This is a genomic window from Sorangium sp. So ce296, assembly GCF_051529605.1.
GTDB lineage: Bacteria > Myxococcota_A > Polyangia > Polyangiales > Polyangiaceae > Sorangium > Sorangium cellulosum_D.
Window position 1 is genome coordinate 8,160,029 of the sequence record NZ_CP150325.1, and the last position, 13,568, is coordinate 8,173,596.

Sequence of the window (13,568 nt, forward strand, 5' to 3'; positions counted from 1 at the left end):
CCGCCGCCCCGGCTCACCGCTCCACGACCGGCGCGAGCGCGGCGGCGATCGCGCGGGAGACCTCCTCGACCGCGCCACCCCCGTCGATGTGGATGACGCGGTCCCCCGGCACGAGCTCCTCCGCCCGGCGGTAGGCCTCCGCGAGCCGCGCCTGCAGCTCGGTCTTCTCGAACAGCTCCTCCGCCCCCCCGCGGCGGCGGCGCCGCTGCTCGGCGATCTCCGGCGCGACGTCGATCACCACCGTGGCGTCGGGCCGCCGTGCGTAACGGTTCAGCGTCCGGATCCATTCGAGGATATCCCCGGGCTCCCCGCCGCCGGCCGCCGTCGTGGACTGGTAGGCGAGGCTCGAGAGGTCGTAGCGATCCGAGATCACGACGTACCCGTCGCGGAGGAGCGGCTCGACCTCCGCGCCGAGGTGATCGAGGCGGTCGGCCGAGAAGAGCAGCGCCATCACCTCGGCCTGGCGGGCGCTGGGCAGCGAGATCCGGTGGGTGAGCACCTGCCGGAGCAGCGCGCCCACCGGCCCGGCGCTCGGCTCGCGGGTGACGTGGACGAGGCGCCGCGCGGCCCTGAGGTGCGCCGCGTAGCGCTCGGACTGCGTGCTCGTGCCGGCGCCGTCGATGCCCTCGAAGACGAGGAAGACACCGCGGCCGGCCTGTCCGGCCGGGCGCGGGGACGGGGCGGGGCCCTCCTGCTCGGCGCTCGTCCTCGCCATCATCTACCCGATCTCCTCGGCCGCGACGGGCGGCGCGTCCTCCCCGAGGACGACGTTATCGATGAGGCGCGCCGTCCCGAGGCGGACGGCGACCGCGAGCAGCGCCCGGTCGCCGACCGCGGCCTCCTCGCTCCGGATCGCGAGGGACTCCGGGTCGGCGAGGTCGACGTAATCGATGCTCGTCGCCACGGCCGCGAGGCGCGCGCGCGCCGGCCCGAGGAGCGCGGCGGGGCGCCGCTCGCCGCGGGAGAAGGCGCGGCACGCCTCGGCCAGCGCGCGCGGGATGGCGCGCGCCGCGCTCCGCTGCTCGGGCGAGAGGTAGGCGTTGCGCGACGACATGGCGAGGCCGTCGGGCTCGCGCACCGTCGTCGACCCCACGACCTCGACGGGCAGGAACAGGTCGGCGACGAGCCGCCGGATCACCTGGAGCTGCTGGTAGTCCTTCCGGCCGAAGACGGCGACGCACGGGCCGGCGAGCGCGAGCAGCTTCGCGACCACGGTGGCGACGCCCTCGAAGTGCCCGGGTCGATGGACGCCGCAGAGCGGGGCCGCCGTCGCGCCGACGCGCACGCGCGTCTCCTCGCCGGGCGGGTACATCGCGTCGACGTCCGGCGCGAACACGCCGGCGGCGCCGGCCTCGGTGCAGGCGGAACGGTCGCGCTCGAGCGTCCGCGGGTAGCGCGCGAGGTCCTCGCCCGCGCCGAACTGCGTCGGGTTGACGAAGATGGTCACCGCCACGAAGTCCGCTCTCCGCCGCGCTTCGGCGATCAGCGCGAGGTGGCCTGCGTGGAGCGCGCCCATCGTCGGAACGAGGCCGACGCGGCGCCCCGCCGCGCGCGCCCGCTCGCAAGCGCGCCTCAGCTCGTCCGGATGTCGCCAGAATTCCATGGGCGGACCCTACCAGACCTGGGCTAAATTCGGAGCTTCGACCATGATCGACCTGCCCTCTTCCAGCGACACCACCTTCGCCTCCGGCCCAGGCGGCGACTCGGACACCGCTCAGGCCGACCGGCCCGCCGCGGGCTCCGGCGACTCGGCCGGCGCGAGGTCGGGGTCGAGCGCCGCCCCGGCGAGCGGCCCGGTGTCGATCCCTGCCGCGTCGGGGCCGATCCCGATCGAGGGGGACCCGAATCATTACTTGAACCGGGAGCTCTCGTGGCTCGAGTTCAACGCGCGGGTGCTGGCGGAGGCGAGATCGCACGAGGTGCCGCTGTTCGAGCGCCTCAAGTTCCTGAGCATCTTCTTCTCCAACCTCGACGAGTTCTTCATGGTGCGCGTCGCCGGCCTCCAGGCGCAGACGCAGCGCACGATCGCGGAGGTCCCGCCGGACGGGCTCACGCCGCACGAGCAGCTCGTGGCGATCGGCGCGCGGGTCCACGCGCTCGTCGACGACGCCTACCAGCTGTGGAACTCGGACCTCATCCCGTCGCTCCAGCGCGCCGGCATCGTGATCGTCAAGCCGGACGAGCTCGGCCCGACCGAGCTCAGCGCGCTCGACGATCGGTTCCGCACGGACATCTTCCCGATCCTGACGCCGATCGCGATCGACCCGGGGCACCCGTTCCCGCACCTGCGCAACAAGATGATCAACCTCGGGATCATGTTCTCCCGGGAGCACGAGGCGCAGGAGCCCGGCTTCGCGGTCATCCAGGTGCCGCCGATGCTGAGCCGGCTGATGAAGGTCCGCGTGGAGGGCACGACGCGCGCCTTCGTCCTGCTCGAGGACGTGATCGCCCGCCACGTGAAGGATTTCTTCCCCTCCGGCAGGCTGCGCGGCACGTACCCCTTCCGCGTCACCCGGAACTGGGACCTCGAGATCGACGAGGAGGAGGGCGAGGACCTCCTCGAGACCATCCAGGCCGAGCTCCGCCGGCGCGACCGCGGCAACGCCGTGCGGCTGGAGATCGGCATCGGCGAGGGCGCCGGCACCTCGGTCCAGCGGCTCTGCCGCGCCCTCAAGGTCGACGCGTCGCTCGCCGTCTACCGGGTGCCTGGGCCGCTCCACATCGCCGATCTCATGGGCATCGTCGCGGACGACGAGCGCCGCGAGTACCGCGACGAGCCGTTCTCGCCGCAGGTCCCGCCGCTCTTCCGCGACGTCGAGGACATCTTCGCCGTCATCCGGGAGCAGGACGTGCTCCTGCACCACCCGTACGAGTCGTTCGATCCGATCGCCGAGTTCGTCTCCCGCGCAGCGGACGATCCGAACGTCCTCGCGATCAAGCAGACGCTCTACCGGACCGGCGGCGACTCGCCGATCTTGAAGGCGCTCGCGCGCGCGGCCGAGAGCGGCAAGCAGGTGACGGCCATCGTCGAGCTGAAGGCGCGCTTCGACGAGGCGAGCAACATCCAGTGGGCGAGGACGCTCGAGCAGAGCGGCGTGCAGGTGATCTACGGCCTGCTCGGGCTGAAGACGCACGCGAAGGCGCTGCTCGTCGTGCGGCGCGAGAAGGACAAGCTGCGCCGCTACGTGCACCTGTCGACGGGCAACTACAACCCGCAGACCGCGCGGCTCTACACCGACATCGGCCTGTTCACCGCGAACCGGGAGATCGGCGAGGACATGACGTCGCTCTTCAACCTGCTGACCGGCTACAGCGCGCCGCCCAAGTGGAACCGCCTCATCGTGGCGCCGCTCGGCCTGCACGAGGCGGTGCTGGGGCTCATCGCGCGCGAGGCGGCGCACGCGCGGGCCGGGCGCAGGGCGGAGATCGTGGCGCAGATGAACGCGCTCGTGGACGTCGACGTCATCGACGCGCTCTACGCGGCGTCGCAGGCCGGGGTCGACATCAAGCTCGCGGTGCGCGGCATCTGCTGCCTTCGGCCGGGGATCCCGGGCCTCTCGGAGCGGATCCAGGTGCGCGCGATCGTCGATCGCTTCCTCGAGCACAAGCGGCTGTTCCGGTTCGCGAACGGCGGCAACGAGGAGGTCTACATGTCGAGCGCCGACTGGATGCCGCGCAATTTCCACCGCCGGGTGGAGCTGATGGTCCCGATCATCGAGCCGGCCATCCGCTCGCGCGTCGACGACATGCTGAACACCGTGACCTCGGACACGGCGAAGACCTGGGAGCTCGCGAGCGACGGCAGCTACCACAAGCTCCAGCTGCCCGGCGGCGCCCCGCCGCTGCGGTCGCAGCAGCGCTTCATCGAGCTCGCGCGCGAGCGGGTGAAGCTCAGCGATCCGCTGGCGCGCGGCGGAGGGCGCTTCCACATCCTCCGCATGCCCGCGAGCGCGCCGGACGGGGAGTCGCGGCACCGCAAGGGCGGCAAGAAGAAGAAGGGCCTGTCCTGAGCGACGGCGCGCCCAGGCGGGCAGTGCTCAAAATTGAACATGAAGGCGGGAAGGCGGGAAGAAAAGATCAATGATCTTCCTGCCTTCCCGCCTTCATGTGAACTCTCTCCGGGCAAATTTGAGCACTACCCGGGTGCGAGCGAGGGAGCGGTGTCAGAACCGCGGTGCGCGGGCCGGGTGCGGGCGAGCGAGCGGCGTCAGAACCGCGGTGCGCGGGCCGGGCGCGGGCGAGGGAGCGGCGTCAGAACCGCGTCCGCAGCGCGGCGGAGCCCGGGCCGAACGAGAGCGTCGTCTGGGCGGGCTCCTCGGGCGCCTCGGCGTTGGCCGGCACCTTCTTGCCGCCGATGACCCAGAGCGGGATGCCCACGGCGAGCATGATGCCGCCTCCGATCGCGACGAGCGCGCCGGCGACCTGGCGGGGGCCGTCGGTGCGCGTGTTGCAGATGCCGATGAAGCCGTCGCGATCGCAATAGATCTCGTAACGCTCGCTCGCCGAGGCGAGCAGGCCGGTGCCGGCGAAGAACGCGATCGTGCCGCCGGCGGTGAGCGCGATGCCGCCCAGCATCAAGCCCGGGCTGTTCCGGCGCATCGGGACCGGCGGCGGCGCAGGCGGCATGTCCTCGGCGCGCGACGGGTAGCCCGGCGGGAGCGGCGGGTAGGCGCCGCCGTAGGGCGCGTAGCCGCCGGGGTAGCCGGGCGGCGGGTAGCCGGGCGGCGGGTAGCCGGGCGATGCTCCCGGCGCGGGCGGAGGGACCTGCTGCTGCGGCGGCGCGGGGTATGGCGCCGCGGGGTACGGGGCCGCAGGGGAGGGCGGCGCGGCGCCGGGCGGCGCGCCGCCGCCGGGCGCAACGGGAGCCGGCGTCGCAGCGTCCGTCGCCGCGGGGGGAGCGCTGCCGGGCTGCGGCGCAACGGGCGACGCAGCGGCCGGCGGCGCCGCGCCCGGCTGCGCCGTGACCGGCGGCGCAGCGGCCGCGCCGGGCTGCCGTGGAGCGGCCCCTGGATGGGCCGGCCGCGCCCCAAGAGGCTGCCGTTGCGGCGCCGGTTGCGCGGCCGAGGTCGTCGCGATGAGGAGGCCGGACAGCGCGACGCCGAGCGGCACGGCGAGCGTCCGCCCGCAGGAGTGCGGCGATCGGCGCGGCGTTCGGGAGGCGTCGGGCGAAGCATTCAAGCGAAGCATCTCGGGCGTCCTTTCATCGCAGCGGTTTCGGTCAATCGTACGGAGCGTCGGCGGGCCTCGGCGCTGGCTCCGGTCGCGGCGTGGCTCCGGCCGGCGGCGTGGCTCCGGCCGGCGGCGTGGCTCCGGCCGGCGGCGTGGCTCCGGCCGGCGGCGTGGCTCCGGCCGGCGGCGTGGCTCCGGCCGGCGGCGTGGCTCCGGCCGGCGGCGTGGCTCCGGCCGGCGGCGTGGCTCCGGCCGGCGCCGTCGTGCCCGCTGCCTGCGTTGCCGAGGCCTGCGGCGTGGCTCCGGCCGGCACGGCGGCTGGCTTCGCCGCGCTCGCGCGTTTCTTCGGCGGCGCTGCCGCCGCCGACGCCGCGCCCACCGTTTCCGCCGGCGGGGCGGCGCTGGTCGCAGCGCGCTGCGAGGCTGCAGCGCTCGCCGGCGCCGCTGCGGTCGCTTCGGCCGTCACGATGGTCGGCGGCGACGAGTCGACGGGAGGCCGCGCCGGCGGCTCGCTCGCCTCCGCCGGCGCAGCAGGAGGCGCGCTGGAGGCCTCCGGCGCAGCGGGCTCCTGCGGCGGGCGAGCGGCGTTCGCGGGCTCTGCCCTGGCGCGCTCCGGCGCGCGGGGCGACTGCGCGGCGAACACGATCACCGCGGCGAGCGCCACGATGCCCAGGAAGACGAGGAGCACGCGATCTCTCCCCGCCTTCGAGCGCGCCCCGCCGCCGCGGGCTCGCGCGGGCTCCGCGGCCTTCGCGGCGGCGGCGCCGCGCGCTCGCGTGCGGAGCGCGTCGTCGCCCGCGCGTCCCTCGCGGCCCGTCGCGGGATCGGCCCGTGCTCGATCCGCCGCGCCGTCGACCGGGTCGCTGCGCGACGGCGGTCCCGCGATCCTCGCGTCCACGCGGGACGCAGCCCCTGACGCGGCGCCGCTCTGCGGCGCCCTCCGCCGGCTTTCTTTACGCTGAGCGCGTGAAAGCTTTTTCGCCACGCAGCGACCGTACCGAACAGCAGCCGGGCCGCCAAGAGCCGCGGGCGCGTCGGCGTCCGCTTCGTGCCGCGCGCCAGCGCCCTGCGCAGCGCTCCTCCCGAGCGCGCCGCGCCCCCAGAGCGCGCGGGTCGTGCGCCGGTCAACCAGAGCGCGCGGGTCGCGCGCCGGTCAACCAGAGCGCGCGGGTCGCGCGCCGCGCCCCCAGAGCGCGCGGGTCGTGCGCCGGTCAACCAGAGCGCGCGGGTCGCGTGCCGGTCAACCGCGTCGAGGACGCGCCCGCGCACCGCACCCACGCCGAAGAAGCGCCAAAGATCCGCCGAAAATCAGCGCGCAGACGCATCCAGCAGGAACGGGCGTCGTACCGCTTGACATGGTTCGGCTCCTGGGTATCCTGCGCGTCCCCATCCCTCAGGTGGAAATCCGCGTCTCTATGCCGACCATCAGCCAGCTCATCCGCCAAGGCCGCGAGGCCGCCCGCTACAAGACGGCCTCTCCTGCGCTCAAGTCCTGCCCGCAGCGGCGAGGCGTGTGCGTACGTGTTTATACCACGACGCCGAAGAAGCCCAACTCGGCGCTCCGCAAGGTCTGCCGTGTCAGGCTGAGCAACCAGATGGAAGTGACGAGCTACATCCCGGGCGAAGGCCACAACCTGCAGGAGCACTCGGTCGTCCTCATCCGTGGCGGCCGCGTGAAGGACCTGCCGGGCGTGCGCTACCATGTCGTCCGCGGCACGCTCGACGCGTCCGGCGCCGCCGGGCCGAGCTCCACCAACAAAGCCACCCGCAACCGCAAGCGCTCGAAGTACGGCGTGAAGCGCCCGAAGGCCTGACCGGGCGATAGCCGAGCAGAGGAACGAAGATGCCCCGTCGTCGCGAAGTCCCGAAGCGGAAGATCATTCCGGACCCGAAGTACAAGGACAAGCTCGTCGCCAAGTTCACGAACTCCCTGATGCAGTCGGGCAAGAAGGCGACGGCCGAGGGGATCCTCTACGGCGCGTTCGACATCGTGCGCGACCGCTTCAAGGAGGAGCCGATCGACGTCTTCCGGAAGGCGCTCGACAACGTGAAGCCGAAGCTCGAGGTCAAGAGCCGGCGCGTCGGCGGCGCGACCTACCAGGTCCCCGTCGAGGTCCGCCCGGAGCGGCGCGTCGCGCTGGCGATGCGGTGGCTCGTGACCTACTCCCGCGGCCGCGGCGAGAAGACGATGCGCGAGCGGCTCGCCGCCGAGCTCGTCGACGCGGCGCAGAACCGCGGCAACGCGGTCAAGAAGCGGGACGACACGCACAAGATGGCGGAGGCCAACAAGGCGTTCGCCCACTACCGGTGGTAGGTCACCGAGGCGGCCAGCGCGGATCCCGGATCTGCGCTGGTTCGCCGTTTGACGATTCGTCACGTCGCATTCCCAGGCGAGGAGACGCGTAGAGCGAGATGGCACAGTCGACATAAGGATCGGGTTACAGAGCCGGTCTTCTCGAGGGAGCGCGACAGCGCTCGCCGTCCGGAGACCTAGAAAAGCTGCTGCTGTACCCCGACACCCTCTCCAGGTTCAAGTGCCCGCCACAACGGAGGCGGGACGGGCTGGAGAGGGTGTTTTGCATCCTGAGTCCGGAACCCTCACCCCACGCATCACACGACGGAGAAGGAAAAGTGGCACGCGAGTACAGCCTGGAACGGACGCGCAACATCGGGATCATGGCCCACATCGACGCGGGCAAGACGACGGTCACCGAGCGCATCCTTTATTACTCGGGTGTCAACTACAAGATCGGCGAGGTCCACGAGGGCGCCGCCACGATGGACTGGATGGTCCAGGAGCAGGAGCGCGGCATCACCATCACGTCCGCCGCGACGAACTGCTTCTGGTCGCCGGAGCAGGGGCCCCAGAAGGGCGTCTCTCACCGGATCAACATCATCGACACCCCAGGTCACGTCGACTTCACGATCGAGGTCGAGCGCAGCCTCCGCGTGCTCGACGGCGCGGTCGCGGTGTTCGACGGCGGCAACGGCGTCGAGCCGCAGAGCGAGACCGTCTGGCGGCAGGCGGACAAGTACGGCGTCCCCCGCATCGCGTTCATCAACAAGATGGACAAGGTCGGCGCCGACTTCGAGATGTGCGTCGACTCGATCCGCGAGCGCCTCGGCGCGACCCCGGTGGCGATCCACTACCCGCTCGGCGCGGAGGACTCGTTCCGCGGCGTCATCGACCTCGTGACCCTCCGGGCCGCCGTCTTCGACGAGGAGACGAAGGGCCAGCGCTACGAGTGGCGGGAGATCCCGGCCGACCTCTTGCCGCGGTGCAAGGAGCTCCGGGAGAAGCTCATCGAGGCGTGCGCCGACGCGAGCGACAAGGTGATGGAGAAGTTCATCGCCGGCGACTTCGACCAGATCACCGAGGAGGAGATCCACGCGGCGCTCCGCGCGGGCACCCTCAGCTTCAAGTTCGTCCCGGTCCTGTGCGGCTCGGCGTTCAAGAACAAGGGCGTTCAGCTGCTGCTCGACGGCGTGGTGAACTACCTGCCGTCGCCGGTCGACATCCCGGCCGTCGAGGGGACGCTGCCCGACAAGAAGGACAAGGTCGTCGCGCGCAAGGCGGGCGACGACGAGCCGTTCGCCGCCCTGGCGTTCAAGATCATGAACGACCAGTTCGGCAACCTCACCTTCTTCCGCGTCTACTCCGGCACGACGAAGAGCGGCGTCAGCGTGCTCAACTCGACCCGCGGCAAGCGGGAGCGGTTCGGGCGCATCCTCCGGATGCACGCGAACAAGCGCGAGGAGATCGACGTCTGCTACGCCGGCAACATCTACGCCGCCGTCGGGCTGCGCGACACCCGCACCGGGGACACGCTCTGCGACGAGAAGCACCCGATCGTGCTGGAGCGGATGGAGTTCCCCGACCCGGTGATCTCGATCGCCATCGAGCCGAAGACCAAGGTCGATCTCGACAAGCTCGGGCTCAGCCTGCAGAAGCTCGCGTATGAAGATCCCTCGTTCCGCACCTACACGAACGAGGACACGGGGCAGACGATCATCGCCGGGATGGGCGAGCTCCACCTGGAGATCATCGTCGACCGCCTGAAGCGCGAGTTCAAGGTCGACGCCAACGTCGGCAAGCCCGAGGTCGCCTACCGCGAGACCATCTCGAAGAAGGCGACGGACGTCGAGGGGCGCTTCGTCCGGCAGTCGGGCGGGCACGGCCAGTTCGGCCACGTGCGGATCGACATCGAGCCGGCCGAGCGCGGCGCGGGCTTCGTGTTCGAGAACGCCATCGTCGGCGGCATCATCCCGAAGGAGTTCATCCCCTCGATCGAGAAGGGCATCCGGGACGCGATGGGCCGCGGCGTGCTCGCGGGCTACCCGGTCGTCGACATCAAGGTGCGGCTCCACTTCGGCAGCTACCACGAGGTCGACTCCTCGGGGCCTGCGTTTGAGGTCGCCGCGTCGATGGCCTTCCAGGACGGCGCGAAGAGGGCGGGCCTCGTCCTCCTCGAGCCGATGATGGCCGTCGAGGTCGTGTCTCCCGAGAACTACCTCGGGGACGTCATCGGCGACCTCAACTCGCGACGTGGCCGCATCATCGATATGGGGCAACGCGCGAACACCCGGGTGATCCGCGCGGAGGTCCCGCTCGCCACCATGTTCGGTTACGCGACCGACGTCCGTTCCAAGACGCAGGGCCGCGCGACTCATTCGATGCAGTTCTCTCATTACGCACCGGTTCCGGCCGCGATCCAGGAAGAGATCGTCGCCAAGCAGCGAGGTTAAGAAGACGCCATGGCCAAGGAGAAATTCACTCGTACGAAGCCGCACGTGAACGTGGGCACCATCGGTCACATCGACCACGGCAAGACCACGCTCACGGCCGCGCTCGTCAAGGTGCAGTCGAAGCGCCAGCTGGCGAAGGCGATCTCGTACGCCGACATCGCGAAGGGCGGGACGGTCCGTGACGAGACCAAGACGGTGACCATCGCGGCGGCGCACGTCGAGTACGAGTCCGAGAAGCGCCACTACGCGCACGTCGACTGCCCCGGGCACGCCGACTACATCAAGAACATGATCACGGGCGCGGCGCAGATGGACGGGGCGATCCTCGTCGTGTCGTCGCTCGACAGCGTGATGCCGCAGACGCGCGAGCACGTGCTGCTCGCCCGGCAGGTCGGCCTGAACCACATCGTCGTGTTCCTGAACAAGTGCGACGCCGTGGACGACCCGGAGATGCTGGACCTGGTCGAGATGGAGGTCCGCGAGCTCCTCTCGAAGTACAAGTTCGACGGCGACAACGCGCCGGTCGTCCGGGGCGCGTCGCTGCCGGCGCTGCAGGGCGACCCGAAGTGGGAGGAGACGATCCAGCAGCTGCTGAGCGCGCTCGACAGCTACATCCCCGAGCCGGTGCGCGACATCGACAAGCCGTTCCTGATGGCGATCGAGGACGTGTTCTCGATCAAGGGCCGCGGCACGGTGGCCACGGGCCGCATCGAGCGCGGCGTGATCAAGGTCGGCGACGAGGTGCAGATCATCGGCTTCAAGGACACGAAGAAGTCGGTCGTGACCGGCGTCGAGATGTTCCGGAAGCTGCTCGATCAGGGGCAGGCGGGCGACAACGTCGGGTGTCTGCTCCGCGGCGTGGAGAAGGAAGAGATCGAGCGCGGCCAGGTGCTCGCGAAGCCCGGGTCGATCACGCCGCACACGAAGTTCACCGGTGAGGTGTACGTCCTCAAGAAGGAGGAGGGCGGGCGCCACACGCCGTTCTTCACCAACTACCGGCCGCAGTTCTACATCCGGACGACGGACGTGACCGGCACGGTGAACCTCCCCGAGGGGGTGAAGATGGTGATGCCGGGCGACAACATCACGATGACGATCGAGCTCATCGCCCCGGTCGCGCTGGAGGAGCAGATGCGCTTCGCCATCCGCGAGGGCGGCAAGACGGTGGGCGCCGGCGTCGTCACGAAGATCCTCGCGTAGGAAGAGCACCATGGCTGATACAACGAAGATCCGGATTCGCCTCAAAGCGTTCGACCACCAGCTGCTCGACAAGTCGACGAGCGATATCGTCGAGACGGCGAAGCGGACCGGCGCGCACGTCGCGGGACCCATCCCGCTGCCCACCGAGATCCGCCGCTACACGGTGCTCCGGGGGCCCCACGTCGACAAGAAGTCGCGCGAGCAGTTCGAGATCCGGACGCACAAGCGGCTTCTCGACATCATCGAGCCGACTCAACAGACCCTCGACGCGCTGATGAAGCTCGACCTTTCGGCCGGCGTCGACGTCGAGATCAAGAGCTAGGAGTCCAGGTACCATGAAGGTTACCGTCTACAACCTCAAGCGGGAGCAGGTCGGCGAGCTCGACCTCTCGGACGAGGTCTTCGGGACCGAGGTGAAGGAGCACCTCTTCTACGAGGTCGTGAAGGCGCAGCTCGCCTCTCGCCGCTCGGGCACCAAGGCCACCAAGGAGCGGAGCGCGGTCGCCGGCTCCACGAAGAAGCTCTACCGCCAGAAGGGCACCGGCCGCGCTCGCCAGGGCTCGATCCGCGCGCCGCACCACGCGGGCGGCGGCATGGCGCACGCCCTGGAGCCGAAGGACTGGTCGTACCGTCCGCCCCGCAAGGTGCGCATCGGCGCCCTGAAGAGCGCGCTCTCCCTCTTCGCGAAGGAGGGCCGGCTCATCGTGCTCGACAGCCTGGAGGTCCCCGAGGTCAAGACCAAGGCGATCGCGGCCACGCTCACGACGCTGCAGGCGGACAAGAAGTCGCTGGTCGTCGACACGGCCGGGAACGAGAAGCTGGTGAAGAGCCTCCGCAACCTGGAGAACCACCAGTATCTGCCGCCGGAGGGGGTCAACGTCTACGACCTCCTCAGGCACGACCACCTCATCGTCTCGAGGGACGCCGCCAAGGCGCTCGAGGCGCGTTGCCTTCGCTAGTCAGGGGAGTCCGCCATGCAGCCCGAGCAGATCATCCGCCGGCCCATCATCCTCACGGAGAAGTCGAGCCGGCTCCGCGACCAAGGCAACAAGGTCATCTTTGAGGTCCGCCGCGAGGCGAACAAGATCCAGATCAAGGACGCCATCCAGACGCTCTTCAAGGTGGGCGTGGTGGACGTCAACACCATGATCATGCGCGGCAAGGAAAAGCGCATGGGGCGCGGCTATGCGAAGCTGCGCAATTGGAAGAAGGCGATCGTCACCCTCAAAGAGGGCGACGAGATCCAGTTCTTCGACGAGAAGGCGGAATAGCCATGGGAATCAGATCCTTCAAGCCGACCTCGCCGGCGCGGCGCTACTACTCGGTCAGCGACTTCAAGGACATCACGAAGGTCGAGCCCGAGCGGTCGTTGCTCGAGCAGCAGACGTCCACCGGCGGTCGGAACAACAACGGCCGCATCACGTCGCGGTTCCGCGGCGGCGGTCACAAGCAGCGCTACCGGATCATCGATTTCCGGCGCGACAAGATCGGCGTCCCGGCGAAGGTCGCCGCCATCGAGTACGACCCGAACCGGACGGCGCGCATCGCGCTCCTGCACTACGTGGACGGCGAGAAGCGCTACATCCTGGCGCCCGACGGCCTCGCGGTCGGGGCGACGCTGCTCGCGAGCCGGAACGCGGACATCAAGCCGGGCAACAGCCTGACGCTCCGCTTCATCCCGCCCGGCACCTCCATCCACAACGTGGAGGTCAAGAAGGGCAAGGGCGGCCAGCTCGTCCGCTCGGCCGGCGTCGCCGCGCAGCTCATGGCGAAGGACGGCGATTACGCGCAGGTCCGCCTCCCGAGCGGCGAGATCCGCAAGGTGCACCTCGACTGCCGCGCCACGATCGGGCAGGTGTCGAACGCCGAGCACGCGAACATCAGCCTCGGCAAGGCGGGGCGCTCCCGCTGGCTGGGTCGCCGGCCGCACAACCGCGGCGTGACGATGAACCCCGTCGATCATCCGATGGGCGGCGGTGAGGGCCGGACGAGCGGCGGGCGCCACCCGTGCTCGCCGTGGGGTCAGCTCGCCAAGGGCCTCAAGACGCGGAACAACAAGCGCACCGACACGATGATCGTCCGTCGGCGCGGGACCAAGGGTTAGTCATGCCGAGGAGCATCAAGAAAGGGCCCTTCATCGACGGTCACCTGCTGGAGAAGATCCAGGCGGCCCAGGCGACCAACGCCAAGAAGGTGATCAAGACGTGGTCGCGCCGCTCGACGATCCTGCCCGAGTCGGTCGGCCTGACCTTCGCCGTGCACAACGGGAGGAAGTTCGTCCCCGTGTTCGTGACGGAGAACATGGTCGGCCACAAGCTGGGCGAGTTCGCGCCGACGCGCACGTTCCACGGCCACTCCGGGGACAAGAAGGCCAAGGTCGCCAAGGGCGGTGGCGGTCGCTGATCGCTCGGCGGTAACGAGAGCGATCGACGGCAGGCGGGCGGGGTCGCGGC

General features: G+C 70.4%; 14 protein-coding genes. 11 read left to right on the forward strand and 3 right to left on the reverse strand.

The annotated features are described in order from the left end of the window. Positions 1-13 precede the first annotated feature (13 nt). Positions 14-718 (reverse strand): dTMP kinase, encoded by a 705-nt coding sequence (tmk, locus tag WME98_RS30145; RefSeq protein WP_437945179.1) that lies wholly within the window; start codon positions 716-718, stop codon positions 14-16. Next, on the reverse strand, positions 719-1,603 hold the full coding sequence (panC, locus tag WME98_RS30150) for a pantoate--beta-alanine ligase (protein ID WP_437945180.1): 885 nt from the start codon (positions 1,601-1,603) through the stop codon (positions 719-721). A gap of 43 nt (positions 1,604-1,646) precedes the next feature. On the opposite strand from panC, the gene ppk1 reads away from it, so the two are divergent. Further along, positions 1,647-4,010, forward strand: a complete 2,364-nt coding sequence (gene ppk1, locus WME98_RS30155; protein WP_437945181.1) for a polyphosphate kinase 1 — start codon at positions 1,647-1,649, stop codon at positions 4,008-4,010. Positions 4,011-4,251: 241 nt separating this feature from the next. On the opposite strand, the gene WME98_RS30160 is transcribed toward ppk1, so the two are convergent. Then, positions 4,252-5,187: a hypothetical protein gene (locus WME98_RS30160; protein ID WP_437945182.1), complete on the reverse strand. Its 936-nt coding sequence runs from the start codon at positions 5,185-5,187 to the stop codon at positions 4,252-4,254. A 98-nt stretch (positions 5,188-5,285) separates the two neighbouring features. Here WME98_RS30160 and WME98_RS30165 point away from each other — a divergent pair, with 98 nt between their 5' ends. The 10 genes from WME98_RS30165 to rpsS all read left to right on the forward strand — a co-directional run bounded on the left by WME98_RS30165 (position 5,286) and on the right by rpsS (position 13,518). After that, positions 5,286-6,131 (forward strand): hypothetical protein, encoded by an 846-nt coding sequence (locus WME98_RS30165; RefSeq protein ID WP_437945183.1) that lies wholly within the window; start codon positions 5,286-5,288, stop codon positions 6,129-6,131. Between the two features lie 453 nt (positions 6,132-6,584). Then, positions 6,585-6,983 (forward strand): 30S ribosomal protein S12, encoded by a 399-nt coding sequence (gene rpsL, locus WME98_RS30170; RefSeq protein ID WP_012233473.1) that lies wholly within the window; start codon positions 6,585-6,587, stop codon positions 6,981-6,983. Between the two features lie 29 nt (positions 6,984-7,012). Further along, on the forward strand, positions 7,013-7,483 hold the full coding sequence (rpsG, locus tag WME98_RS30175; protein ID WP_012233474.1) for a 30S ribosomal protein S7: 471 nt from the start codon (positions 7,013-7,015) through the stop codon (positions 7,481-7,483). Between the two features lie 317 nt (positions 7,484-7,800). Next, entirely contained in the window at positions 7,801-9,915 is a 2,115-nt protein-coding gene (gene fusA / locus WME98_RS30180) for an elongation factor G (RefSeq protein ID WP_437945184.1), read from the forward strand. Between the two features lie 9 nt (positions 9,916-9,924). Then, positions 9,925-11,115 carry an elongation factor Tu gene (gene tuf / locus WME98_RS30185; protein ID WP_437945185.1) on the forward strand — a complete coding sequence of 397 codons (1,191 nt, stop codon included), beginning with the start codon at positions 9,925-9,927 and terminating at the stop codon, positions 11,113-11,115. Positions 11,116-11,125: 10 nt separating this feature from the next. Further along, entirely contained in the window at positions 11,126-11,437 is a 312-nt protein-coding gene (gene rpsJ / locus WME98_RS30190; protein WP_012233476.1) for a 30S ribosomal protein S10, read from the forward strand. Between the two features lie 13 nt (positions 11,438-11,450). Then, a complete protein-coding gene (gene rplD / locus WME98_RS30195) occupies positions 11,451-12,074 on the forward strand; it encodes a 50S ribosomal protein L4 (RefSeq protein WP_061621681.1) in 624 nt (207 codons plus the stop codon). A gap of 15 nt (positions 12,075-12,089) precedes the next feature. Next, a complete protein-coding gene (locus WME98_RS30200; protein ID WP_020733177.1) occupies positions 12,090-12,386 on the forward strand; it encodes a 50S ribosomal protein L23 in 297 nt (98 codons plus the stop codon). A gap of 2 nt (positions 12,387-12,388) precedes the next feature. After that, a complete protein-coding gene (rplB, locus tag WME98_RS30205) occupies positions 12,389-13,219 on the forward strand; it encodes a 50S ribosomal protein L2 (protein WP_129573399.1) in 831 nt (276 codons plus the stop codon). Positions 13,220-13,221: 2 nt separating this feature from the next. Next, the gene (gene rpsS / locus WME98_RS30210; RefSeq protein ID WP_061621683.1) at positions 13,222-13,518 is read left to right on the forward strand and encodes a 30S ribosomal protein S19; all 297 of its coding nucleotides are present in this window, start codon (positions 13,222-13,224) and stop codon (positions 13,516-13,518) included. The last annotated feature ends 50 nt before the right edge of the window (positions 13,519-13,568 follow it).